At 34.4% G+C, this 25,992-nt stretch carries 24 protein-coding genes, 2 tRNA genes and 1 rRNA gene; 15 read left to right on the top strand and 12 right to left on the bottom strand.

From position 1 onward, the window contains the following. Nucleotides 1–67 precede the first annotated feature (67 nt). Nucleotides 68–184: ribosomal RNA gene (rrf, locus tag NZ579_00445) — 5S ribosomal RNA — on the top strand. A 94-nt stretch (nucleotides 185–278) separates the two neighbouring features. Beyond that, nucleotides 279–1,103: a hypothetical protein gene (locus NZ579_00440; protein MCS7298417.1), complete on the top strand. Its 825-nt coding sequence runs from the start codon at nucleotides 279–281 to the stop codon at nucleotides 1,101–1,103. Here the strand turns inward: NZ579_00440 and NZ579_00435 are convergent. Both NZ579_00435 and NZ579_00430 read right to left on the bottom strand, forming a co-directional pair. Further along, nucleotides 1,100–1,792, bottom strand: coding sequence for an endonuclease V (locus NZ579_00435; protein ID MCS7298416.1), 693 nt, complete (start codon nucleotides 1,790–1,792; stop codon nucleotides 1,100–1,102). The two genes, NZ579_00440 and NZ579_00435, sit on opposite strands and share 4 nt — an antisense overlap. A gap of 53 nt (nucleotides 1,793–1,845) precedes the next feature. Next, nucleotides 1,846–3,189, bottom strand: coding sequence for a sigma-54 dependent transcriptional regulator (locus NZ579_00430; protein ID MCS7298415.1), 1,344 nt, complete (start codon nucleotides 3,187–3,189; stop codon nucleotides 1,846–1,848). A 291-nt stretch (nucleotides 3,190–3,480) separates the two neighbouring features. On the opposite strand from NZ579_00430, the gene NZ579_00425 reads away from it, so the two are divergent. After that, nucleotides 3,481–4,638, top strand: a complete 1,158-nt coding sequence (locus NZ579_00425; GenBank protein MCS7298414.1) for a CNNM domain-containing protein — start codon at nucleotides 3,481–3,483, stop codon at nucleotides 4,636–4,638. Here NZ579_00425 and NZ579_00420 read toward each other — a convergent pair. After that, the gene (locus NZ579_00420; protein ID MCS7298413.1) at nucleotides 4,635–5,363 is read right to left on the bottom strand and encodes a metallophosphatase family protein; all 729 of its coding nucleotides are present in this window, start codon (nucleotides 5,361–5,363) and stop codon (nucleotides 4,635–4,637) included. The two genes, NZ579_00425 and NZ579_00420, sit on opposite strands and share 4 nt — an antisense overlap. A gap of 192 nt (nucleotides 5,364–5,555) precedes the next feature. Between NZ579_00420 and NZ579_00415 the strand changes: the two genes are divergently transcribed. From NZ579_00415 to rpiA, 5 genes are all read left to right on the top strand, one after another. Next, nucleotides 5,556–5,638, top strand: a tRNA-Leu gene (locus NZ579_00415). A gap of 1 nt (nucleotide 5,639) precedes the next feature. Then, nucleotides 5,640–5,714, top strand: a tRNA-Trp gene (locus NZ579_00410). A 20-nt stretch (nucleotides 5,715–5,734) separates the two neighbouring features. After that, nucleotides 5,735–5,920 (top strand): preprotein translocase subunit SecE, encoded by a 186-nt coding sequence (secE, locus tag NZ579_00405; protein MCS7298412.1) that lies wholly within the window; start codon nucleotides 5,735–5,737, stop codon nucleotides 5,918–5,920. A gap of 11 nt (nucleotides 5,921–5,931) precedes the next feature. Continuing rightward, a complete protein-coding gene (gene nusG, locus NZ579_00400) occupies nucleotides 5,932–6,522 on the top strand; it encodes a transcription termination/antitermination protein NusG (protein MCS7298411.1) in 591 nt (196 codons plus the stop codon). A gap of 52 nt (nucleotides 6,523–6,574) precedes the next feature. Beyond that, nucleotides 6,575–7,234 carry a ribose-5-phosphate isomerase RpiA gene (gene rpiA, locus NZ579_00395; protein ID MCS7298410.1) on the top strand — a complete coding sequence of 220 codons (660 nt, stop codon included), beginning with the start codon at nucleotides 6,575–6,577 and terminating at the stop codon, nucleotides 7,232–7,234. A gap of 11 nt (nucleotides 7,235–7,245) precedes the next feature. Here the strand turns inward: rpiA and NZ579_00390 are convergent, their stop codons facing one another. After that, nucleotides 7,246–8,043: a hypothetical protein gene (locus NZ579_00390; protein MCS7298409.1), complete on the bottom strand. Its 798-nt coding sequence runs from the start codon at nucleotides 8,041–8,043 to the stop codon at nucleotides 7,246–7,248. A 92-nt stretch (nucleotides 8,044–8,135) separates the two neighbouring features. On the opposite strand from NZ579_00390, the gene hypF reads away from it, so the two are divergent. The 3 genes from hypF (at nucleotide 8,136) to NZ579_00375 (ending at nucleotide 12,181) form a co-directional block, all read left to right on the top strand. Next, complete coding sequence (gene hypF / locus NZ579_00385) at nucleotides 8,136–10,433, top strand: carbamoyltransferase HypF (protein ID MCS7298408.1); 2,298 nt, start codon at nucleotides 8,136–8,138, stop codon at nucleotides 10,431–10,433. Between the two features lie 107 nt (nucleotides 10,434–10,540). Next, nucleotides 10,541–11,410, top strand: a complete 870-nt coding sequence (locus tag NZ579_00380; protein MCS7298407.1) for a hypothetical protein — start codon at nucleotides 10,541–10,543, stop codon at nucleotides 11,408–11,410. Nucleotides 11,411–11,479: 69 nt separating this feature from the next. Then, on the top strand, nucleotides 11,480–12,181 hold the full coding sequence (locus NZ579_00375; GenBank protein ID MCS7298406.1) for a hypothetical protein: 702 nt from the start codon (nucleotides 11,480–11,482) through the stop codon (nucleotides 12,179–12,181). Nucleotides 12,182–12,183: 2 nt separating this feature from the next. Here the strand turns inward: NZ579_00375 and NZ579_00370 are convergent, their stop codons facing one another. Beyond that, nucleotides 12,184–13,290, bottom strand: a complete 1,107-nt coding sequence (locus NZ579_00370) for a tetratricopeptide repeat protein (GenBank protein MCS7298405.1) — start codon at nucleotides 13,288–13,290, stop codon at nucleotides 12,184–12,186. Between the two features lie 131 nt (nucleotides 13,291–13,421). Further along, a complete protein-coding gene (locus NZ579_00365) occupies nucleotides 13,422–14,429 on the bottom strand; it encodes a hydroxyacid dehydrogenase (protein MCS7298404.1) in 1,008 nt (335 codons plus the stop codon). Nucleotides 14,430–14,609: 180 nt separating this feature from the next. Between NZ579_00365 and NZ579_00360 the strand changes: the two genes are divergently transcribed. From NZ579_00360 to scpB, 3 genes are all read left to right on the top strand, one after another. Beyond that, nucleotides 14,610–17,177: an ATP-dependent Clp protease ATP-binding subunit gene (locus NZ579_00360; GenBank protein ID MCS7298403.1), complete on the top strand. Its 2,568-nt coding sequence runs from the start codon at nucleotides 14,610–14,612 to the stop codon at nucleotides 17,175–17,177. Nucleotides 17,178–17,312: 135 nt separating this feature from the next. Then, nucleotides 17,313–17,549, top strand: a complete 237-nt coding sequence (locus NZ579_00355; GenBank protein ID MCS7298402.1) for an acyl carrier protein — start codon at nucleotides 17,313–17,315, stop codon at nucleotides 17,547–17,549. Nucleotides 17,550–17,604: 55 nt separating this feature from the next. Continuing rightward, entirely contained in the window at nucleotides 17,605–18,129 is a 525-nt protein-coding gene (gene scpB / locus NZ579_00350; protein ID MCS7298401.1) for an SMC-Scp complex subunit ScpB, read from the top strand. Here the strand turns inward: scpB and dxs are convergent. After that, a complete protein-coding gene (gene dxs / locus NZ579_00345; GenBank protein MCS7298400.1) occupies nucleotides 18,115–19,995 on the bottom strand; it encodes a 1-deoxy-D-xylulose-5-phosphate synthase in 1,881 nt (626 codons plus the stop codon). The two genes, scpB and dxs, sit on opposite strands and share 15 nt — an antisense overlap. Nucleotides 19,996–20,251: 256 nt before the next feature. Continuing rightward, the gene (locus NZ579_00340; protein ID MCS7298399.1) at nucleotides 20,252–22,159 is read right to left on the bottom strand and encodes an alpha-amylase family glycosyl hydrolase; all 1,908 of its coding nucleotides are present in this window, start codon (nucleotides 22,157–22,159) and stop codon (nucleotides 20,252–20,254) included. A gap of 100 nt (nucleotides 22,160–22,259) precedes the next feature. On the opposite strand from NZ579_00340, the gene dgt reads away from it, so the two are divergent. After that, nucleotides 22,260–23,534: a dNTP triphosphohydrolase gene (gene dgt, locus NZ579_00335; GenBank protein MCS7298398.1), complete on the top strand. Its 1,275-nt coding sequence runs from the start codon at nucleotides 22,260–22,262 to the stop codon at nucleotides 23,532–23,534. Nucleotides 23,535–23,965: 431 nt separating this feature from the next. On the opposite strand, the gene ruvX is transcribed toward dgt, so the two are convergent. Genes ruvX through rpmB form a run of 4 tightly spaced genes read right to left on the bottom strand, consistent with a single transcriptional unit; the run spans nucleotide 23,966 to nucleotide 25,900 of the window. Next, nucleotides 23,966–24,373 (bottom strand): Holliday junction resolvase RuvX, encoded by a 408-nt coding sequence (ruvX, locus tag NZ579_00330; GenBank protein MCS7298397.1) that lies wholly within the window; start codon nucleotides 24,371–24,373, stop codon nucleotides 23,966–23,968. Further along, nucleotides 24,370–25,509: a hypothetical protein gene (locus NZ579_00325; GenBank protein MCS7298396.1), complete on the bottom strand. Its 1,140-nt coding sequence runs from the start codon at nucleotides 25,507–25,509 to the stop codon at nucleotides 24,370–24,372. The genes ruvX and NZ579_00325 overlap by 4 nt, the downstream gene beginning before the upstream one ends. Then, nucleotides 25,509–25,679: a hypothetical protein gene (locus NZ579_00320; GenBank protein MCS7298395.1), complete on the bottom strand. Its 171-nt coding sequence runs from the start codon at nucleotides 25,677–25,679 to the stop codon at nucleotides 25,509–25,511. Before NZ579_00320 ends, NZ579_00325 begins: the two co-directional genes overlap by 1 nt. Next, nucleotides 25,676–25,900, bottom strand: coding sequence for a 50S ribosomal protein L28 (gene rpmB, locus NZ579_00315; GenBank protein ID MCS7298394.1), 225 nt, complete (start codon nucleotides 25,898–25,900; stop codon nucleotides 25,676–25,678). Before rpmB ends, NZ579_00320 begins: the two co-directional genes overlap by 4 nt. Between the last annotated feature and the right edge of the window lie 92 nt (nucleotides 25,901–25,992).

Here is a 25,992-nt window from a genome sequence, read left to right as displayed (position 1 = left end):
AATATAAATTAATATATTAAACAATTCTCTATCTATACGACTTTAGTATAGATGGAGTGTTTTATTGTCTGGTGGGAATAGGGTGGAGGAAACACCCGGTCCCATTCCGAACCCGGAAGTTAAGCTCCACACCGCCGATGATACTGCCCTGGCAACGGGGTGGGAAAGTAGGTACTCGCCAGACCTTTATTAATTATTATATAGTATTTTTTAGAATTTCTTATCTGCTTTTGGAATATACCCTATAAATCTAACTTCAAATTCCGAACATTCTAAAGATGAAGAGAATATCTTCTATAAAATTTCTCAGTTTTTTTGCTATTCTACTTATTTTTTCAGTAAATTCTAGTGCTGATGTAATAGTGACACTATCATCAAATTCTTATGTAAACTGGACTAAAGGACTTCTCGTGATTGAATACTCATCTAGTGAACTACCACTTGTTGGAAAATCGTTCCATCAAGATATACTCCAACTGAATTACAGTGTGAAACGAAAACTAGTTTCAGAGGCCTTTGATATATTGCGGAAAAGAATAATATTTGATGAAAACAGAATGGTTGAGGATATACTTTCAGCATTCCCAGAGAAAAGAGAGAATATTATCTCCTTCCTAGAGAAGATAAATGTTCAAAACTTTAGGTATTTTGGTGGAAGAGTTCTAGCAAGGTATAGTATAGATATATTCGCAGATAATGGTATTTTTGATATTATGAAATTAGCATTTCTGCCAAGAGAATACAAGGAATTTGTAAATTTAACAGAACCTAAAGAATACACAGGTTTAATAATATCAACCAAGAAACATAAATTCAATATATCTCTTTCTGTCAAAATCTTATCAAAGTCTGGAAAGATCATATATTCTTATGCTGACTATAAAGGTAAAGGTAGATACATAAACTTCTTTAGGTCTCTTGAAGATGCCCTGAAAACAGGTATCTTTGGTGATAGGGTGCTTTATGCTTTCCCTGTAGCAATACAAGGAGAAAATCTGACGGACATAGTCATTGAAGATAATGTTGCCGAAAAAATTCTATCTCTTGAGGAGAACTATGAAGTATTCTACAATGGTAAAGTCGGAATAATAATTGATAATTAAAGCTTCTTTCTCTCAGATTTTGAAATTTTATCTGCTAGGAATGTTACTAGGGGTAGCCTATTATTCCCAATATCAGATAAATTTTTAACAATATCAACTGACTGCCTTAGGCTGATGTAGTTACCAACTGATACAAAGACTGGTCTTGATGATACTTTCGTTCTTATAACTTTACCTATGATCTCCTTTGTAAGAGGATCAATTATATTTCCTTCGTATCCTTTGATGTTAGGAATATCGACATATTGCCCATAAAGAAGTGATTTAGCACAACCTATTGTTGGTTTCTGAATTATAGTTCCTAGATGAGTCGCTATACCAGCCCTTCTAGGATGAGCAATACCTTGTCCATCAACTATTATTATGTCAGGTAGGTCTTTTACAAGATTTAGAGTGTCAATTATTACTGGTATCTCCCTGAACGCAAGAAAACCAGGAATATATGGAAAACTTATTCTACTTCTACTAACAACTTGTTCAATAATGTTGAAGTTGTTAGTAGCATCTGCTACTACTAAAACTCCTATCCCATAATCACCACAATAACTTACATCAACTCCACCAATAGTTCTAACTTTTGAAAGATCAAGTTCCCTTTCTTCAACAAGATCCTTGATAATTAACTGAACCCTTTTACATTCGTCAATACTCCTAGCAGAAAATGTTAAGTTCAAAATTTCAAAGTTCATAAGACTAGTATGAGTATGAATGAGGTCGGTAGTCCTATTTCAATTTAAGGCTATCAGAATACTTTTATACCGAGAGCCTCTAACTTACGATATAGATATGTCCTGTCAAGATCAGTAAGTTCTGAAAGTTTTGAAATACTTCCATTTGCCTTTTCTAGCATCTTATTGAAATAAATTCTCTCAAACTTTTCCTTTGCATCCTTGTAAGGTAGGTTGAAAAATCTAAATTCAGATGTTAAGTCTTTGTCAAGTAATTCTGGAGTAAAGTTGAGAATGTCTTGGTAGGTTATTCTATCTCCAGATGCTACTATGACTAGTCTCTCAACGATATTCCTCAATTCTCTTACATTACCTGGCCATCTATAGTTTTTGAATACTTCTATCACTTTTTCATCAAAAGTAATCTTCTTTCTGTAACTATTTGAAAATTCATTCAAATAGTAGTTGGCTATATCCATTATGTCATCTTGTCTTTCTCTGAGTGGTGGTATGTGTATAGGTATAACATTTATTCTGTAAAACAAGTCTTCTCTAAATTTACCTTCACGCACCATACTCTTCAGGTCTTTGTTTGTTGAGCAGATAAGTCTAATATCAACAGGTATATCCTTATTACTACCTAGTCTATTTATTACCTTGTCTTGTAATACTCTCAATAGTTTAGGTTGTAGATGTAGAGGTAGGTCACCTATCTCGTCAAGGAAGAGAGTCCCTTTATCTGCGAGTTCTATTTTCCCTTTTTTGGAAGATATTGCACCTGTGAAAGCACCTTTTTCATATCCGAATAATTCGGACTCAAGTAGCGAGTCTGGAATTGCTGCACAGTTTATTGCTACAAACTGTTCTGAATTTCTAGAACTTTTATGATGTATTAATCTAGCAACAACCTCTTTACCAACACCATTTTCTCCAGTTATTAAAACCGTTGAAGAATTGTCACTAATCCTGTCAATAGTTTCAAGAATTTTCTTTGTATGCTCTGAAGAACCTATGAGTTTATACTCTTTCCATAAATAACTCTTTTCTACCTCAAGTTCCCTGAACCTTACAGCATTCCTCACAGTGCTGATAAGTTTATCTATTGATATTGGTTTCTCAATGAAGTCAAAAGCACCTACCTTTATACACTCAACTGTTGCGGAGATTGTTCCATGTCCAGATATTATTATAACAGGTGTTAAAGGGAATTGACTGACTATGTCCTTTAGAATTTCTATTCCACTCCTTGAGGGCATCAGTAGATCCAATATAACTACATCAATATCCTCGGTGTTGAGAATATTCATAACTTTGCGTTCATCGTTGAGAGTTATTACTTGAAATCCATAATCTTCCAAAACCTCTTTTACTGTTTTGGTTATGTTTATCTCGTCATCTACTACTAGAACTCTGTTCATAATCTTTGGATACTATTCACCAATAGAAATATAAAATGTTGTTGTGTTTTTATGTCAAGTTAATTCTAGAATTGATGGTGCTCTAGAACTGACTTATCAATCCATCATCCAAAATGTTTTAGACTTCAATTGGAAAGGGTGTTTTGAAATTGCAAGATCCTATGGTGAATAATGAAAAATATAGTAAGTAATTTACGTTATGTCAGAGTGTGTTTTAAAATATTCACTGGAGTTAATTGGAGATAAGACTCTGGAAGAAATAATACAAAGTTTAGAAGGTTTCAAGTTTTTATGGAAACGACTCAAGTAGTTCTATCGTTGGTGGCTGTTGTATCAATAGCAGGGTCTATGTTTGCATCATTTTCCGAACTATCACTTTTTATAGTGGATAAGGTAAAACTTCACAAACTTATAATCAAAGATAGGAAGAGGAGTAAGTATCTGAAGAGTCTTCTTGAGAGACACAGAGAGACACTAATAACTATACTTTTTATCAACATGTTATTCAATACAACATTCACTATAGTGATGTCAAACCTGTTAGTCTCTTTGAGTATAATAACATCAACGATAGTAATATCTCTACTTATAACTTTGTTCGGAGAAATACTGCCTAAAATTGGTGGATACTCAATCGCAGAGAGGACAGTTTTGGGTATATCAAAGTCTGTATTTATTATAAACCTTGTAGGTAAAACATTTTTTAGGTTTGTTGACAGAAGGATCATATATCCATTTACTAGTAGATCTGGTTATCTATCAAAGAAGGACAGGACAGAGTTGGTAAATATAGTAAAACGAAACACGAAAAACCCAAAAATTAAGAAATTTATTGAGTTGCTAGATATGGATGCGAAAGAAGTTATGATACCTATAAGTAATTTGGTATTGGTTGAAGCGGATAACAAAGATGTTTTAAGGAACGTGGATCTGAATTTCTCAAATGTACTGGTTTATGAGAATGATAGGAATAATATAGTTGGGGTTATACGACCTTGGAATGTTGGTAGGATTATTGTTGGCAATGGTAATATTAAAGACTATGTAGAACCTATAAGTTTTGTTCCAGAAACCAAAAAGTTGTATGATATGCTTTTGGAGTCAAGAAGTTTTACTGCAGTTGCCATAGTTGATGAGTATGGAAACATAATAGGTTTTATAAGTCCTGAAATAATATTTGATCATGTATTCAAGGAAGAAACTTCTAAAATAACCAAAATTGGAAAGAATGAATACCTTGTCTATGGTGATACGCCTATAAGTGATTTCAACGAGTTCTTCCAAACTGAAATAACATCACAGTTTTACAGCACTGTTTCAGGTTTCATAGTTGAGAGGATGGGTAAAATTCCAGAGAGCGGGGAGAAAATTGTTCTTGATAATATGGAGATGAAAGTTGAAAGAGTTGTTAATGGTAAGATAGAAAAGATAATAGTAATTCAATACTAGACACCAAACATCAATCTCCTGCCTAGATATTCTGGAAGTCCTCTTGATGTAATCTTTCGGTAGGTTTCACGAACGTTATACTCAAACCTTCTGAAAACTACTGATGTATCACTTTCATCAAACAGTAGATAACTTCCCAAGGGTGAGTTATCTCTAGGTTGTCCGATACTTCCGGGATTTATAAGATATAGTTCGTTCTTATCAAGGTATATCTTCTTCCCGTACTCTATTGGTTGAAATCCCTTGGATGACCATATCGCTGGTATATGCGTATGCCCGTAAAACATTATTCTCTTACCTAATCTACTCAACCTGTTTAGGTTTCTAGTAGCTGAAGAGATTGATGTTATATATTCATCTATATCTATAAGTCCTCCATGAGTGAAGATATATCCGTTATAATCTATAACATCACTTAGACTTTTTATATATTCAATGTCTGTTTCCGAAACTCTATCAAGTGTCCAGAATATAGCCTCCGCTGCGACGAAGTTGAAGTTAGATGTTTCTTTTGGACTAATCAAAGCACGGTCGTGGTTACCCTTTACTGCCCATTCAGCCCCACATATATTCCTCACTATTGATATACAAGGTGAAGGATCTGGTCCATATCCAACAATGTCTCCTAAACATATATACCTATCAACTTTACCGTAGACTTGATTGAAGAACACTTCAAGTGCTTCAAGATTTGAATGAATATCAGAGAAGATTGCTATAACCATAGATATAATATTCAATTTGTTGCAAAATACTTTCAATAATTTTAGCGACTTTGCCCGAAATTCCAAAGTTTTTACTAAAGATGTTGTGATTGTTACTATGTTTTTATCAATCTTATTGTTTTATTTACTAATCCAGACTTCAGGTTGAAATACTAACGACTTGTTGTATATAATAGATTTATGTTTTTGGGTGGGGGTGTGGCGGAACGGCAGACGCGGGGGACTTAAAATCCCCTGGGTGAATGCCCGTGAGGGTTCGAGTCCCTCCATCCCCATAGGCCTGTAGCTCTAATTGGCCAGAGCGCCGGACTCCAAATCCGGAGGTTGTGGGTTCGAGCCCCACCAGGCCTGAATGAATTGAGAGGGATGATATGATAAAAGGAATTGTCAAGTTCTTCAAAGATGTTGTTGATGAGATGAAGAAGGTCTCGTGGCCTCCTAAAGAAGAAGTAATCTCTTCATCAGGAGTAGTAATATTATTTATAATCATAGTATCAATAATACTTGGAATAGTTGATTTCGTATCCTCAACCATAGTTGGTATGATACTAAAGTAAAGGTTTGGCTTATGAGTAGAGCGTGGTATGTTCTACATACTATAGCAGGGCTTGAGAGTAATGTTGTTGAGAAAGTCAAGAGACTTTCAGAAAAGGATGAAAACATAAGAAAAGTTATTGTTAATATTAAAGTTCCTACTGAAGTCGTTGAAGTTAAAGGCAAAGATGATAAAAAGCACTCAAAAAAGCAAAGAATCTTTCCAGGGTATATTCTGATGGAACTTGACTTACCGTCAGAAGAAAGAAGTCTTGAGTACTTTCTAAGGAGTATAAAGAATATTCACGGTGTTATTGGGTTTTTAGGTGCTAAATATGAGCAAAGCGGAGTAAGATCCTACAAAGTTCCTCCTAAACCACTGTCAATAGAAGAGGTTAGGGCAATATTTGAGAGAACTGGTGAATTTAAGAGTAGAGCATTCGTTGATTTGTCTTCTTCATTTGAGGTCGGAAATCAGGTTAAGATAACTGATGGTCCTTTCAAGGGACTTGTTGGGACGGTTGTTGAAGTTTATCCAGATAAGTTCAAACTTAAAGTCAACGTAACTATATTTAATAGGGAGACACCTTTGAATATAAATTTTGATCAGGTAGAAAGATTGTGATATGTATTGGCCTAATATCCTCTTATAATTCGTTGTCTATTGGAGGAATGTAATGTCATCTTTGCCAAAAGTTAATGTAGCAATGGCAGCTCTTGATTATGTGAAGAGTGGTATGATAATAGGTTTAGGAAGTGGAACAACAGTTCAAGAATTTATAAAACTACTTGGTCAAAGAGTCAAAGAGGGATTAAATGTTGTATGTGTTACTACCTCTTACTCTTCAAGGATGCTTGCAATACAGAATGGTATATTCGTCACAGAAACAGATGCGGTTGATAGAATAGATATTGCTATTGACGGTGCTGATAAAGCAAATAAAGAGGCACTTCTAAAGGGGGGAGGTGGAGCTCTAACAAGAGAAAAAATAATTGACTATAATGCTAATGAGTTTGTAGTTATAGTGGATGAATCAAAGATCGTTGATGGTGTCTTGGAAGGTGTAGTGAATATGGAAGTATTGCCGTTCGCTGCACCGATAGTTATGAAGGAACTTAAGGAATTCAACCCAACGTTGAGGGTTGGAAAAGGTAAGTTAGGACCTGTAGTAAGCGACAATGGGAATTTTTTACTTGAGTGTTATATGAGGCTTGAGAATCCAAAAGAAACGGAGCGATGGCTTAAAAGCATACCAGGTATAATTGAAAACGGAATATTCACAAAATTCTCTACGATACTAGTCGGAACTGAAACAGGATGGTTTAGGTTTGTATAAATATACTTTTACTATATTTTTGTTGAGAATTCAAAGTTTGCTATAATGCCATTGATATATCCAAAACCTAGTCCAGCTCTGATTGTAAAAATCTCATTACTTAATGATGAGAAAAGTTCAATGTTTAGGTAATTACCAATCCTGAAAGTGTTACCTAAACCAATTGACATTCCTTCAAATAACTTGTAAGCGAGGTATAAACTAGCGTAGGTTGAATATCTACCTGTATCTAGTTCGGCTATACCAAACAGAGTGGTATCTATGTTAAGATTGTAGATTTTGTATCTTATACCTGTTGAAATCAAGATTGGACTAACTACGATATTCAGAGGAATGAAGGTAGTATAGTAAATACCGAAACCTACATCTTTCAGAGAAATTAAGTAGTACAGATTCTCTAGCAGGCTATCATAGGAATAAATCTCAAACGAAATTAAAAAATCCCTATAATCAATAATACTTCCTGTTGAAAATCTTGTAATAAAACCAAATTTTTTGTTAAACAATCTGAACTTAAAGATATTAGCATAAATTCCAATCTTGTAAAAAGTTAGGTTTTCCTCTATGTATCCAGAGTAGGTGTATATAGGCACAGAGAATATGCCCCAGAAGTCAAAACCGAAAGACAAAAACTCATTGTACTTGTAAAATACTTGTGATGAAAGACTCTCACTCTTGTATGAAGCCTGAACGAATATATAATTGCTTTCAGATAGCAATAATTCATATTTCTTATATGAGAGAGCATTTGTATTGAAATATAAACAACACAAAAAGACCAAAGAAATCAAAATTCTTACGAAGAGCATAAAATTTACTCTTGAATACTCAAAGAGTATAGATGTTATTTTCAAAAATTTATAAGTTTGAAATGAGATTTTTTCTTCAAAATAATTACCTTATGAGTATTAAACGATATTCTATTGAAGTAAAGGGTTTATCTGAAGGCGTTGGTTTTAGACCATTTGTGTATAGAGTTTGTAAGCAACTAGGACTTAGTGGATGGGTTAGAAATGACAGTAGTGGAGTGTATATCCAAGTTGAAGGAACTAAAGATAAGATAGATGATTTTATCAATATAATCCTTACATCTCCTCCTAGGGCAAGTGAGATATACTCTCTCAAAACTCAAGAGATTGAAGTATTAGGTGAGAATGAATTCAATATACTACCTAGCACTCAAGGTGTTCAAAAACTACCTATCATTCCACCAGATATCTCAATATGTGAAGATTGTAGAAGAGAGTTATTTGACAGTAAAAACAAAAGATTCTTATATCCATTCATAAACTGCACTGACTGTGGTCCTCGGTTTTCTATAATTGAAGACATACCTTATGATAGACACAACACATCAATGAGAGATTTTGATATGTGCGAGTTCTGTAGGAGTGAATATGAAGATATCTCAAATAGGCGTTTTCACGCACAGCCAGTTGCTTGCTTTGAGTGTGGCCCTCATCTAGAATTTCTTGACTCAAACCTTAGGAATTTATTAGGTAGCTACCCGAAAAAAGAAAACGAAAGGAGAGAATACACAGCAAAGGTTATAAGAGAAGCGTCTAGGTTAATACTAGAGGGTAATATAGTTGCTATAAAAGGCATAGGTGGTTTTCAGATTGTTTGTAGGGCTGATAGTGATGATATTGTCAGAGAATTAAGGAGAAGGAAGAGAAGGGAAGAAAAACCTTTTGCAGTTATGTTTAGGAGTTTAGAAGATGTTGAGAGATATTGCTATGTTAGCGAGGTAGAAGAGAAATACCTTGTTTCATATATTGCTCCTATAGTTCTTTTGAGAAGAAAGCAGGGAGTAGATATTTCTGAACTCGTTGCACCGAGGAATCCTTTTCTAGGGTGTATTCTACCTTATACACCATTACATATACTTATTATGGAAGAGGTTAAGGTTCCTGTTGTATTCACAAGTGGCAATATATCAGATGAACCAATCTGTATAGATAATGAGGAAGCATTTGAAAGGCTCAAAGGCATAGCAGATTACTTTCTGATACACAATCGTAGAATTGTAAGACATGTTGATGATAGTGTTATTAAGATAACTTCTGATGGTAATACAATACTCATAAGGAGGGCTAGAGGATTTGTCCCGAAGCCGCTAATTCTGGATAAACCTTTGTCTATTGCTATCGGTGTTGGAGGACATCTGAAAAATACTGTGGCAATGTCTGTTGATAAGTATGTTGTAATGAGTCAGCATATAGGAGATCTTGAAACTCTTGAGTCTATAAAGGCTTTTGAAAGAAGTATAAAGGATCTAACTAAATTTTACTCTATAGAACCTGAATATACTGTCTGTGACCTCCATCCAGATTATGTATCTACACAGTTTGCTGAAAAGAATGGTAAAAATATAGTAAAGGTTCAACATCACTTTGCTCATATACTTTCAGTTATAGGGGAGAATGGTATGATTGATCAGGATGTTATAGGTGTTGCTTGGGATGGAACTGGATACGGAACGGATGGAGAAATATGGGGCAGTGAATTTATGTTTGTAAGCAAGGGGGACTTTAAGAGAGTCTTCCACTTCTTACCTATACCTCTCGTAGGGGGTGAGATCTCAATCAAGGAGGCATGGAGGATAGGAGTAGCACTTCTTATTATGTCTTCGCTTGATGAAGCAGTGTTTAAGATATACGGAGATAATCCAGAGGTAAGGAATGTAGTAAATCTTTTCAGAAGAGGATATTTTGTAAATTCATCTGGTGCGGGAAGGCTGTTTGATGGTGTATCCTCAATACTGGGTATCTCAAACTACTCAAAATTTGAAGGACAATCTGCTATGGAACTTGAATTTGCTCTTTACGATGCAAGTCAGTTTTCTGATGATACTTATCAGTTTGGTTTGGAAGGAGAGATGATTGATTGGAGGAAGATAATCCTGGGTATCTACCAAGACTTGAATGAGAATATTCCAAAGGAAGTAATAAGTCTCAAGTTTCATAATACATTAGTCAAGATAATTTGGACGTGTGTTAGTGAGATGAGTAAAATGTTTGGATGTAGAAATGTTGCTTTGAGTGGAGGTGTTTTTCAAAATGGATATCTACTGGATAAAACTATCCGAGTTCTTAAAAGTGAGGGATTTAAGGTTTTAACAAATCAGAGGGTTCCTCCAAATGATGGAGGAATTTCGTTCGGACAGATTGTATATCTTGCTTTGAAGAAGAATTTTTAACTTTGTTATATAGTCTTGAATTTTGAAAATAGGTATATGTTCATAGAAAATAATGTGATAGTGATTGATCCTAAATTACGCGTAAAAATTCTGAATAGTTTAAATGTATGGATGGTAAGAATGTTAGTATTGTGAAATATGCTGACAAGATAGTTATAAACAATCTTGAAATATCGCAGAACTACTCAATAACGAAAAAGAGTATTAAATACGGGAAAGAGATAAGATTTGATAAAAAGATATCATTATTCGTTTATGAAAATCGCGGAAGTATCGTCCAGAAAAGGATAACTACTAAACAAGTTAAGTTTTTGTCAAAGATTTTGTCGTTCTTTGTAAATTATCAAAGTTCTCCTTCTGAAAATTTTAGGTTTATTGCTTCAAGATCGTATATTCCTTTAAGTGTTTTGAACTATATTGAGGAAGATAAGAACTTTTTTAAGCAATTGCTCAATAACTCACCATTGTTGTCACTCAAGAAATTCGTTAATAAGATAACACTAGGATTTTCAGACAGTTTCACATCTTCTTTTGTATCTCTTATGAATGTTCTTGAGTATCATAAAGTTGAAGATGTTATACGACACTACATCAGGAATTACCGAAGTATAAACAGGGAGACTCTCAATTTCTATAAGACACTTATGAAGAATGAACTGGTAGTTGTAAGCAATAACTTGCTCGGAGATGGTATAATCAATGTTATAATACCAAACCAGAAAACACACAGGAACATAAAAGTTTTTAACAAAAACTCTTATCTTATACCTATTGATAAGATAAGTATCTTTGATCTGGTATTATTATACCTTGTTTCATATCGTTTTAAGATTAAGGATAATGTATTAGTAGGCAAGTTATCTAGAGGTAGGATAACTTCGTTTCTGGATACACGACTAAACAAAGATATTGTCAAAACTCTAAACAGGCTAAGGGTTTCAAACAAGTCCATAGTTGATTTTTATTGTGAAAGATGAGGATGTCTAACTACTAGAATAGGTCGTAATTTTTGATTTTTATTGACTTTTTGTTATCTTTAATAAACTATGAAACTAGCATTTAAAGTTATCTTATTTTTGTTAGTTATCAATATTTACTCATACGCTAATATAGAATTTTTCTACGAGGAGATTTCTATAAGAAATTTTAAAGAAACGAATTACACAAGAACTTACATCAAGGGTAATATGTTTAGAACTGATAGAACTCAAAACAATAGTATCATAATATATAACATTGATAAGTCTGAGGCGATAGTTATTGATACGAAGAATAGAGAATACAGAGTCTTACCTATAAGAAAGTGGTTAGATGAGCTATCTGGTAGAATAAATGGTTTTATAAGGTTTGCTAAGACATTTGTCGGAGAGATAAAGATATCTTACTCAGGAGAATTTACGAATGTAAATGGATTTAGGTGTGTAAGGTTGGTTGATAATTTCGGAGGGTATTATCTTATAACTCTTGACCTTATGAGAATAAAGACGAACTTTGATTCCTCTCTTTTAAGGTCAGCAGGATATGAGTATAATTATGAAAATTTTTCAAGGCTATTTGCGTTGAAAGAGTTGACTTTAGATGAGAAATCAAAAGAATACTTCTTCAAAGGTTACGTGGTTGAACAGTTGGGTGTAATAAAGACCGTTTTATTTACTGAAACTAACATAAACTATATTCGAAGATTTAGTTTTGAAGTGAGTGACGATATTTTCTCATTTGATCTGAAGGGTTATCGGTATATCCAGTGATCTTATACCTTTTCTATACTATCTTCAAAACTCTTCAGAGAAAGTCTGCTTAATCTAGATGTTAGTTCTTTATTGTTTTTAAATCTTTGTAATGAGGTTTTATACAACGCTTCTGCGTTTTTCTTAAGTCCCATGCTCTCATATATATCGCCAAGTAGTAAAACTATTCTTATATCATCAGGATGTTGTTTCATAAGTGAGTTGCAAATATCTATCGCTTGCTGGAATTCTTTACGCTTAGTTTTTATTTTTGCGAGTCCTATAAGAGCATATTTACTATAACCTGCCTCTAGAGCTTTGTTGAAAGCAACCTCTGCTTCACTGTCCTTATTGACTTTTAACAGAGTATCTCCTAATCGTGTAAGTATTTTTGGGTTGTCGGGATACTTTTCTGCAAGTCTTATCCAATACTTTAGAGACTCTTTGAATTGTCCCATTCCTCTTAAGGCATCTGCTATACCGTATAAAGCATAGAAGTTTTCGTAATCAACCCCAAGTGCTCTTTGATAATATGCGACAGCTTTTGAGAAAATCTTTTTCCTTCTGTATATATTACCTATCATCGTTAGGACATTAAGTGTGTTAGGTCTTATTTCTATCAATTTCTCCCAGTACATTAGTGCTTTATCAAATTCCTCTAGTTTATAAAACATATCTCCTATTCCCATCAAAGCAAACTTGTTTTTGTTATTGAGTTCAATAGCTTTTACATAACACTCTTCTGCTTTTTGATAGTTTTTCAATTTTCTGTAAGCATCACCCATTCTGGTTATGACGAGTGAATCTTTGGGTTCTATTTGTATGTATTTGTTCCATACCTCAAGAGATTTTTCCCAGTTCTTTAAACCTCTCCAGGAGTCTGCTAGCCCTAGTAGTGCTTTTTTATTGTTGGGGTCTATTGATAACAACTTGTTGAAGGTGTTAATTGCTTCATCAAACATTAGACTCTTTCTGTAAGCAGTTCCAAGAAGATACAATAGATCGGTGTTATTTTCATTATTTTTCAACCCCTCCTCTATAAGTGCAATAGATTTACTATACTGCTTCTGATCAATCATCTCAGAAGCTTTTTTAATTAATTCTTCTATTTTTTCATTCTTCCAAACCATATTTTACCTCCCATATTTAATAATCTACTTGCAATTTTACATAAGCAAGTAAAATTATAAGAAAAATACTTTTGAAAATCAAACACCACAAACTTACAACATTTATGAGACTATCTTGCAGAATTTTTTACTCACTTATTTACTACATTTATCAATTTGTTTTGTAAGAACGACTTTATGTTATCAACAGTAGTTTGAGCAATTCTCCTGACTGATTCTATACTGTTGAAAGCGTTGTGTGGTGTGAATACGACATTCTCTCTATGTAGTAGTATATTACTCTGGAGTGCGGTAACTAGCTTAGAATAGTCAGATGAGTTAGTAAGAAGATTATCTTCCTTCATGAGTGCTTCCTCCCCCTCAATAACATCTAACCCTACTCCAGCGATTATACCCTTGTTCAAGCCATACAGTAGTGCATCATTGTCAATTAGTCCTCCTCTTGAAGTATTTATTATTATTACTCCTTTTTTCATTTTCTTTACAGCTTCTATGTTTATCAAGTGATGAGTTTCTGGGAAGTAAGGTATGTGTAAAGATATGATATCAGATGTGGAGATAAGTTCGTCAAAGCTTACATACCTAAAACCTAAAAGACTACTCATAAGAGTATTTGGATTTCTATCATAAGCTATGACATTCATACCAAAACCAAGAGCCATTTTCACAACATGAAGTCCTATTCTACCAGTTCCTACTATGCCTATTGTTTTACCTCTTAAGTCAAATCCTCTCAATCCTTCAATAGAGAATTCACCTCTTATTGTTCTGACATAAGACTTATGAATGTTTCTTGAGAGTGATAGTATCAGGGCGAATGTGTGTTCCGCTACGGTGTTTTCACCATAATTTGGAACATTTGAAACACTTATTCCTTTGCTCTTAGCGTGATTACAATCAATATGGTCAAAACCTGTTGATCTGGTAGTGATAAACCTCAGGTTAGGTGTGTTATCAATGATATCTTTAGTTACTCTTGAGTATATAAAGGTTGATATTATATCTGCGTTAGAGTAAGACTCAGGCTTAACTTCCTGAATTGTTTGCTTGAAGAACTTAATTTCATGTCCTTTCAATTCTTTTTGGTAAAATGATTTTTCCCAACTTTCTTTAATTTCAAACATTGCTATTTTCGCCATATTTGGCCCTCATTATGTGATACTCCAAGAAATTTATCTGATTTTAAATCTATGTTTCAAATTTCTTCAATAAATTTCTGTAGTTAATAATACTAGATTTACGAAACTTATAAACGTACTCTAAAAAGTTGATTTTAGATAAGTGTTTCCTTAAATTTTAACGGTGAGAGGTATATGTTTATGTTTCCTGAAGGTCTTACACCAGGAAGTAAGAAGATATTGAATATTCTGTCTCAAGAGGCAGCGAAGAGATTGAGGAATGATAAAATAGAAGTAGAACATATACTTATAGGAATAATTGCAGATAATGACAATAGAGCAATAACGGCATTAAGAGATCTGGGAGTTGATACTGAAAAACTTAAGTTAGATATAGAAAATGCTATAAGAAATCCTATGGGACCCATAAACATGGGGTCACTACCTTTCAGTCAGAATGTTAAAAAAGTTCTTGATGTTGCATCGGAAGAGGCTAAGAAACTAGGACATAATTACATAGGTCCTGAACATATACTCATAGCAATCATGAGTGGATATAGTGGTATAGCATACATAGTTCTTGAAAATAATGGTATAACAGTTGATGCTCTTAGAAGAACTGTTGCGAGGATATCAAATGTTGTTCCATTTGGGGCAAAGCAAGTAGAACAGCGCGAGAAAGTCAAGAAAAAAGTTAGGACTCCCCTACTTGATGAATTCGGAACGGATCTATGCAAACTTGCATTGGAAGGGAAGCTTGATCCTGTGATAGGAAGAGATAAGGAGATAGAAAGGACTATACAGGTTCTCGTAAGGAGGAAGAAAAATAACCCTGTTTTGGCTGGATTACCTGGTGTTGGAAAAACCTCAATAGTTGAAGGTTTGGCTCAAAGAATAGTAAAGGGACAAGTTCCTGAGTATCTAATAGATAAAAGAGTTATTCAACTAAACATACCTGCAATAGTAGCTGGAACTAAATACAGAGGAGAGTTTGAAGATAGACTTAAGAATATCATAAATGAGATAAAGTCTGCTGGTGATGTGATAGTGTTTATAGATGAGATTCATACTGTTATAGGTGCTGGTGCTGCAGAAGGTGCTATTGACGCTGCTAATATACTCAAACCAGAGTTATCAAGAGGAGATATACAATTCATTGGGGCAACAACACTTGATGATTATAGGAAATATATAGAGAGAGACAAAGCTCTTGAAAGAAGATTTCAGATGATTCTTGTTGAAGAGCCTTCGGTTGAGGTAACTCTTGAGATACTTAGGGGTATAAAAAAGAAGTATGAAGACTTTCACAAAGTAGTATATGATGACGATGCTATTATACAGTCGGTTTATCTTTCAAAACAGTATATACAAGGTAGATATCTACCTGATAAGGCAATTGACCTTATTGACGAAGCAGGAGCAAAAGTGAGGATGAGAACGTTCTCAAAGCCAAAGGAACTTATAGATATGGAAGCAAGTATGGAAGAGATTGAAGTCAAGAAAAAACAGGCAGTTCAAAACCAAAGTTATGAAGAAGCAGCGTTTTACAGAGATAGGCTCAACCAAATAAGAAATGAGTATGAAGTTAAGAAACAAGAATGGGTTGAGAGAACTTCATCATTGATAATTCCTGTTACAGTTGATGACATAAGGGAAACGCTATCTGCTATGACAGGAATACCTGTTAAGAAACTCGGTGGTATGGAGATAAACAAACTCGCCAACATAGAAACAGAACTCAAAAGAAGGGTTATAGGTCAAGATGAAGCACTTGAGATTGTATCAAAAGCCATAAGACGAGCGAGGATAGGGCTTAAACCCCGTAATAAACCAATCGGTTCATTCTTATTCCTTGGTCCTACTGGAGTTGGAAAAACAGAACTTGCCAAGTCCCTAGCAGAGTTTTTGTTCGGAAGTGAAGATAATCTTATAAGACTTGATATGAGTGAGTTTATGGAGAAATTCACTGTATCAAGGTTAGTTGGGGCACCACCAGGTTATGTTGGATACCAAGAAGGGGGGCAACTGACAGAGGCAGTAAGGAGAAAACCATATGCAGTTATACTTTTTGATGAGATAGAGAAAGCACATCCTGATGTATTCAACATCCTACTTCAAGTTATGGATGATGGAAGACTAACTGATAGTCTTAATAATGTTGTTAATTTCTCAAACACAGTTATCATAATGACATCAAACCTTGGTGTTAGAGATATTACGAACAAAGGATACCTAGGGTTCGCAAAACTCTCTCAAGAAAAGGCGATGGAGTATGAAAACATGAAGAGTAAGCTTATGGACGATGTCAAAAAATACTTCAGTCCGGAGTTCTTAAACAGGTTGGATGAGATAGTAGTATTTAGACCTCTATCTAAAGAGATCGTCAAGGATATCGTTAGTAAAATGATCAATGAGATAAATACAGACTTACAGATCAACAATATATCTATATCAATCACGGATGAAGTTAAGGAGTTTCTTGCTGAGAAGGGTTTTGATCCTAAGATGGGGGCAAGACCTCTCAGAAAAACAATACGAAAGTATATTGAAGATAAAGTAGCACAAAAGATAATCGAGAAAGGTATTGATATATCATTGATTGCTAAAGAAAATAAGAAAGTAATTGCATTCTGTGATAAGGTTGAAAATGATGAAGTTAATATAAAGATAGAAATCAGTGATATTTCGAACCAAGATAAGAAGAGGACAAAAAAGTTAACCGATAGAAGGAAAAAAGACGAAGTTCTCAATATAAACACAAACAACTGAATTTGAATTCATTACTAGCATCACTATATGGTTTCTGTATAATTGAAATGAACGCATTTAGAAGTTTTAAAGAAAAACTTAATTGACTGATAAATTAAATAATATTTATAATAACACAACTACAAGGAGGATTGTATGGCAGATATCTTTGATAAGGTCAAGGATCTTATAGTTGACCAGCTAGGTGTAGATGCTCAAAAGGTAACACCAGAGGCTTCTTTCATTGAAGATCTCGGTGCAGATTCCATTGATATTGTTGAACTGATTATGTCTCTTGAGGAGGAATTCGGAATAACCATATCTGACGAGGATGCGCAGAAGATAAGAACAGTTGGTGATGCTGTAAAGTATATTCAAGAGCATTCAAAATAAAACGTTAAGAGTAGTTTTTTATTGTATTGGGGCTTAAGTGCCCCTAAATCTTTTTATGACGCCAGAAGGGCTTATTGAATCAATATTATTCCTATCGGGTAAGAAAGTGAAAAAGTCCTTCCTTGACGAGATTATTAAAACTCAGTTTGGGATAGGAGATGTAGATGTATCAATAGATAGACTGAACCAGAGATATAAGCAGTATGATTCTGGTGTAAGAATAATATCAACTGAAGACTATGCTGAAATGGTAACATCAGACTCCTATTACAGTGTCCTAAAAGATATTTTTCCTAGCAACAACGATAATGAGCTTACAGACGCTTTGCTTGAGACGCTTACAATTATAGCATATAAGCAACCTATAGAGAGGTCTGAGATTGATAAGATAAGAGGTGTTTCATCAAGTAAAGCTATATCACTACTTCTTGAAAGAGGATTTATAAAGCCTGTTAAGAATGATAACATATCAGACAGAATAAGTTATGCGACGACAGAAAAGTTTCTAGATTACTTTGGTATTGAGAGCCTTAAAGATCTACCTAATATTCAAGATATCAAATCTTCACTTGAGAGATGAGGTATAATCTTCTTTAAGTAGTTTCATTATCGTTTTGGATATACCTTCACTATTCATTCCATAATCTCTGAATATCTCATCCCTCGTGCCAAGTCCAGGAAAAGAGTCAGGAAGACCAATATTATCAAACTTCCCTCTGAAGCCATTCTTGTATAGTTCAACACCTATTGTCTCACCTATACCACCAATCTTAACTCCATCTTCAATCGTAACAACAACCTTTGCCGTTGATAACCTATTTATCATATCCATATCAAGAGGTTTTATAAAGACTAAATCCACTATTCCAACATCTATATTTTTATCTTTCAGTATCTCTCTTGCTTCAACCGCATATTTCAGCATGTGCCCTACCGATACTATAAAAACATCATCAGAATCATAAATCAATCTACTTTTACCAAATACTAATTCTTGATTTCCATTTAACAAAGAGTCAGGATTACACTTATCTTTAGGATACCTTATTGCTACTGGCTGGTTAAGCGTTAGTGAGAAATCTAACATCCTTTCAAGATCTTTTCCTGTTGAAGGTGCCATTATAACAAAATTTGGTAGTTGTTTTAGGAATGATATATCAAATATACCTTGATGTGTCTCTCCGTCATTTCCTACTATTCCTGCTCTATCTATTGCAAACACAACATGTTTTCCGAATATTGAAACATCATGGATTACTTGGTCATAAGCCCTTTGTAAGAAGGTTGAATAAATAGCATAGATGGGGATAACTCCAGATATGCTAAGTCCAAGTGAGAAGGTGCAACCGTGTTGCTCTGCTATCGCTACATCGTAAAATCTGCCTGGGAACTTTTCTGCAAACTCAATAAGTCCTGAACCTTCCTTCATAGCAGGTGTGATGCAGACAACCTTTTCATTCTTCTGCCCTATCTCAACAACTTTATTAGAGAAAACTTCCGAGTACGTTCCAACTTGCTTTTTGACATCATCAGGAACTCCAACTTTAGGGTCAAATACAGGAACAGAATGATACTTTACAGGGTCCTCTTCTGCAAACTTATAACCTTTACCTTTTTGAGTAATTACGTGTGCCAGAATAGGTTTATCTGATTCATCCTTCAAATATCTTATCAACTCAACTAATTCCAATACATTATGTCCGTCAAAAGGTCCTATGTATCTAACACCTATTTCATCAAAGAACACACTCTTGGGTAAGAAGAAAGATTTAACAGACTCGAGGAATCTCAAAAAAACTTTCTTTGTGATACTACCATTACTTGAAACATACCTTCTTACAGCGTCGGATGCTTTTGTCATCATCAGTTTATTAAATAGATGTGTAATTGCACCAACATTTGGAGAAATACTCATTCCGTTGTCGTTAAGTATGATTATTAAATTGCTTCTGTAAAAACCTATATTGTTTATTGCTTCGTAAGCCATACCGGCAGTCATAGCCCCATCACCGATAACGGCAACAATATTCTCATCCTTTTTACCAATTATCTTATTACCTTCTGATATTCCTTGTGCTATTGCTAGAGAAGTGCTACTATGTCCTGCATGGACTATATCATACTCGCTTTCGGAAGGCTTAAGATAACCATATAATCCTCTGTATTTTCTAAGTTCTCCAAATCTATTTTTCCTTCCTGTTAGTATTTTGTGAACATACGCTTGATGTCCTACGTCCCATATTATCTTATCTTTTGGCATTTCAAAGATATAGTGTAACGCAACGGATAATTCAACTACTCCTAAACTAGGTGCGAAGTGTCCCCCTGTTTTAGAGACGTTTTCTATCAAAAATTCTCTTATTTCATCGCATAGTTTAGGAAGATCCTGAACATCAACCTTTTTAAGGTCTGAAGGATAGTCTATCAAATCTAGCAGCCTATTCATATGAACCCCTTCACAATCTTAAAAATTTAATAAAAAACAAGTGTATTTCAATTATAAATGAATATTGTTTTTCTACTTAACATAGTAGTGGAGTCCAAAATTTTCTTGAAAGTTTTTCAACTGTTAGAAAGTCTGTATGCAACGAGGTTGTCTGTAGAATTGAAGAATCAAGAACATTAACCATAACTCATTCTTGTCAATTCTAGGATTTATGATAGATTATCTCTATTGTGATGAAAATTTTGGACTATAGGGACTATTTCATAAATATAAACCCACTAACAGGTGGAACTTCCCAAGATGTGTTGGTAGAGTTAATATTTGTTGTGTTTGTCCCATAACTGTTAGTTGGATCAACGACTATCGTCCAATTTCCAGTTTCAAAGAAAGGATAAACAGTTACAGGTGTTGTCCCAAAATTAACTACCACTACGAACTTTTTGGTTTCATCAGGTACACCACCGTTGTAATTAAGAGCATAGACTATATGTTTTGAGCTCCCCCAAGCGAAGTTTGCAGTGTTCCACTGATTCCCCCATTTGAACCAGTCTTTACTGGCAGGATTGGGGTCTGTAATCCTTAGTGCGGGGTGTTGTTTTCTGAGTTGTATAAGTCCTTTGTAATACTCAAATATATTTGTATTTGTGATTAGCCAGCTCCAGTTTATATCACCATTTGTTTTGTGAGTATTTTGTCCTATTCTTGGTCTTACGAATTCCTGTCCTGACATTAACATAGGTATTCCCATTGATGTGAATAAAACAATTGCACCTACTTTTGATGCATTGGTAGCATCGGTGATGCTAAGATCACTATAAGTAACGAGTTCAGTATATACCGAGTTCTCATCGTGCGATTCAAAATAATTCACAACCTCTAAAGGTGATGCGAAATGACCGCTATCTTTGTCGTAATAGATCATTCTACCTACTCTATCAATGTTGTTATACTGTTCTCCTTCAAAGTTGCCTCTTCTTAACATCGCTTTCATCTTGTCGTGAAAAACTTCCCCCCACTGTGCTATACCAGTCCCCTTAAAGTCAGAACTATTAGGTAATTGTTCTGCTATCCATATTTTGTTTGGGTATTGAGACCTCAAAGGATTTATTATTTGATTAATAAGATGTAGTCTTGCGTTTCTGTAGGTTGGATTACCACCTACCATAACATAAGTTCCGTCAAACCTAAATCCATCTACATTAAATTCTTTGAGATAGTATTCAAGAGTGTCATAAACGAGTTTGGAAGCAACAGGCTTCCAGAGAGCGAATTTATTACCCCAAGGTGTAGCATCGTCACCTCCTGACGAAGTCTCAAGAATACCATCTCCATCAAAGTCAAAGTAATATTTATTGTCGATGGTCCATAAATAATTATTTCCGTTACCAGTATGGTTAAACACAACATCTAGTATTACAGCGATACCTACTTTATGTAGTTCATTAACCATGACCTTAAAGTCATCAGGTGTTCCGTAATCCGAGTGAACGGCCATAAAGAGGGTAGGATTGTATCCCCAGGTATAGCCAGAATAAAACTCCTGAACGTGTATAGGCATTATCTCGATAGCATTTATTCCTAGAGACAGAAGATAGTTTGTTTTGTCAAGTATTCCTAGAAACTTACCTCTTCTTGATGGTGGGACCGATGGGTCATTCGCCGTAAAACTTTCAACATGCAATTCGTATATAACAAGTCTGTCAATTGAAGGTGGTGTGAAAGGATGCCAATTTATGTTACTGTTTGTTTTTAACACCGAGTTAAAGCCACCATATCCATCGTTAGCTACATACTTTGAGTAGGGATCTGCAACCCAAGTGCTTCCGTTTATCACATACTTGTAAGCATGACCATAAACACTAGAAAGTGGAAGCGAGGTAGTCCATACAGCACCATAGGTAGTGTTTATTTTCTGCATAGGATTAGCAGAGGAGTTCCATAAGTTGAAACTACCTGCTATGCTTACAGTCCTAGCATTAGGGGCGAAAAGATAGAAATAAACCTTACCATCGTTTGATATTACTGCACCAAGTTGTTGTGGGAATGGCTGAAATATATTTGTGTTTTGACTGTTCTGTTCCTGATCGCTACTAGTGTTTGGATTACTAATATTGCAGGCTAACAAAATTATAGTAATCGCTATAGCAGAAATGATCCTTATCATGTTCTTACCTCCTAATGGTAAATTATTAATAAACTATCTTAAGATTTCAAGATCTCTTAGCTAATTGAATCAGCAACTTACATGTATTTACTATTTACTTATGCCTAAAAAGTCGGTGGTGAGATATTCAGAGTATGATTATGAGAGAATGTCTAGTGAGGTTAGAAAGAAGGGTGATAAGCGGAGTGAGTTTCAGGTTGACAGAGATAGGATAATACATAGCAGTGCTTTTAGAAGGTTACAGGCAAAAACACAAGTCTATGGTGCTGGCCTTATGGACTTCTATAGAACTCGTCTTACTCACTCAATTGAGGTGTCTCAAATCTCAAAAGCGATAGCAATACGACTTAACATTGACACAGATCTGATTGAAGCAATATCTCTGGCTCACGACATTGGGCATCCACCTTTCGGTCATACAGGTGAAGACAAACTAAACGAACTTAATCATAAGTTTGAAGGTTTTGACGCAAACGCTCATAACATTGTAATACTGGCATTTCTTGAAACGAAGATAGTAGGTAAAGACTTGTCAGAAAATAGAGGACTAAACCTCTCAAGAGCAACACTAGATGGGCTACTTAAATACAAAACAACTAGAGACAAACATCGTAAATTTCTCTATGAATATCCTTTTTTCAAGAATATGATTGACTGGATTGACGAAAGATGGAGTGATGATAGGAATTTTGAAGACAAAAGAAGTATTGAGTGTCAGATAGTTAATTGGGCTGATACTTCTGCTTACTCTGTTCATGACTTTGAAGATGGTATAAAGAGTGGTCTTCTAAAATCGTATTTTCTGAACGATATTCTTCTTGGGAAGATTACTCATAGATTGAAAGATACTATCAACCCAAGCGAGGTTGAGAGAATCTTCAAGAGAGTTAGAAAAATTATATCGGACATAGAAAAATCACCAACAGAGGTCCAGAGAAAAGCAAAACTGAAGTCAGTTACATCAAAATTCATAAATGAATTCGTTATTAATACTTACCTTGAGGTTGTTGATAATAATAGTAGTAGGTATAGTTACAGACTAAAGGTAAAAGGACCAACAAGGGCGAAGAATAAAGTTATAAGAGCAATAGAAGATGAACTTATTTACAAGAGTAAGAACATTTTGAGGACTAGAAAGAAGTGTGAAATGATAATACAGAAGTTGTATGAGGTTTTCTCTGACAGTAGTTCAAAAAACCTCTATCCCAAAGAGTATCAGGAGTATTGGGATTACTTTGAGGCCAGTAGGAATGATGAATGGAGACATAGGCTAGCAACGTGGTATATAGCAGGAATGACAGACAACTTCGCTATCAAGACTTACAAAGAATTCTTTGACCCGAACACACTTATAGATCTGTTCATAAGCATATAGTTTATGTTCGTATCCAGAACTCTTTGGTTAGAATTGTTTTTAGGTTCTGTTAAGTCTTATGGGAGTTAGAGAGGTAGAGTTAAATTTGCTTTTTCTAGTTTGGTGGTATCTAATTTACTTAACAATGGAAGAATAACATCGTATGGATTATTCAAGACTAGATTAACTTCTAGTAGAGTCTCAACGGGAGTGTATTAATTATACTCTAAAACTTACGATTAGATGTAGTTTCTCTTTTTATTTCATTGTCATTCAATACTTCTCAACAATCTTTCTACGAGTTCAGTGTGAAGCAAAATATAATGTTTAACGAACCATATACTCAGAACTAAAGGTGGTGAGTAATCAAAGTAAGAAATCTTGCCCACTTACCTAGCGGATATAGGGATTCATTGTACTGATTATCTACTAGTTCTTTTGAGGAAACTATTTCAGAAGTTATCTTCCATGAGGTGTTTGTTTTTCGTCAAGTTTATGTAATCTTCTAATAGTATCTTTGCTGATAGGGAGTCAATGTTTTTGCTACCAATTTGAGTTGCTATCTTGGTTGTAAAGCGTTCATCAAACAATTCAACATCGACCCCTATCTCTTTTTTGATTTTTGCAGCGATATTCTCAACATACGATTGTATATGACTCTTTGTTGAGTTGAAATTGAGAGGTAAGCCAACGATAACTTTATCAATCTTGTCTCTCAATACTATTTCTTTTACATTGTTTATGATATCTTTTTCATTCTTCACTACGATCACTTCTCTTGCGAATACTATACCGATGCTGGTTTCGCAGAATGCTACACCTACTCTTTTTGTCCCTATATCCAGAGCAAGTAATCTCATGAAAAAGCCTCCACAAAGAAGTTAGTTATTACATACCTCGGATTTATGTTGAAAGTATGTATATTTCTATAACCTTCGTCTAGATAAGATTGGAGTTTATACAGTTTGCTGATGGTGAATTTATCAAGTATTTCTTTTGGAAGTAGGTGTAAAATTTCTTTATCCAGCTGAACATCCAATCCAGATATCTTCGCTCTGAACTCAAGTATGGATTTAAGAACTTTACTAGCAACTTCAAAAAACTTTTCAACTAAAATTTCATCATCGGATACTTCTTCCGAAAACTTCATAGCACTATCTAGGTCTCCTGATGAAAGCGTACTAGCAAACTTGTTTAGAAAGCCTATTTTTATGTCATATATATTGTCAACCATAATGTCGTATATGCTGTAATATTTGTCCTCATCAATATTTTCAGATATAAACTTTATATCGCTTCCTTTAAGTCTTAGAAACGAAATTTTGAATGTTCTTGAACGAATGGTAGGTAAGATCTTGTCATAATTTGATGTTAAGAGTATGAAAAATACGCCTTTGGGTGGCTCTTCAACTGTTTTGAGTAATGAATTCTGTGCATCAAGTGTTAAGTTTTCAAACTCTGAAAAGATAACGAATTTATAACCACTGAAAGAGGTTCTGCTAACGAATTCAATCACTTCTCTTGAAACATCTATACCAATACTTCTTATCTTCTCAAGTTTTGAAACAACAACCTCAAGGTCTGATAGCAGACTCTTTACTTGCTTCTCTTTGAATTCCCTTCCGCTACTCCTAATTTCATTCAGTTTGTAAATTATAGAAGACACAATCCCTTTGTCATCTGTAAGTTTTCTGTTTGCTATACAAAAGCCAACAAACCTTACAAAAAACTCATTTAGTTTCGGATTAGAAATTATTCTTGAAAGGTTATTCTCAAAGAACCTATATGCTAACCTGTAATAGTATGATCCAACTACATATATGTCATTATGGTTAAAGGGAATATAAGAGTCGTAGTCTTTGAGGAAATTTGATATGACAAGTTCAGATGAAAATGTTTTCAATGTTCCTCTCTCACCTATGAATATCAAACTAACACTACTTTTATTCTCTACCGAAGAGATGATTATCTTTTCAAGTGGCTTGTTATAAAGCATTAGAAATTGAGTATAGGTATGGTAGAAATTTTAAAGAGTATCTCTTTTGGGAGTATTAAAAGTCCCAATGTTATTAAAAATATAATTATAACAACTATCGTTTCTGGTAGTGGTATAGTATCTGTTATTTTTTCAATCAACGATGTCTTCCTACTATATCTAGGGTTCATACTGATACCTTCTTGGATGGTTTGTTCATTCTTCTTACATATTCTTCTAACTTACCTGCCTTAAGACATTTTGTGCATATATTTACATATCTATTAACGCCATTAATTATTACCTTTTTTTTCTGAACATTTGCTTTCCAAACTCTAGGAGTCTTCTTGTTTGAGTGACTCACATTATTACCAAATACAGTTCCCTTTCCACAGATCTCACATCTAGCCATTTCATCCTCCGAAAGATGGTTTCTATTATAAAAACTCTATGGTACCCCTTTCAAAATTCTACAAACATTGAAAATGTGAGTTTTACACAAAC

The organism is Spirochaetota bacterium (assembly GCA_025061835.1).
In the GTDB taxonomy this organism is placed as follows: Bacteria; Spirochaetota; Brevinematia; order DTOW01; family DTOW01; genus SKYB106.
Note: the sequence above shows the minus strand (reverse complement) of the source record. Positions and strands in the feature narration are given on the sequence as shown.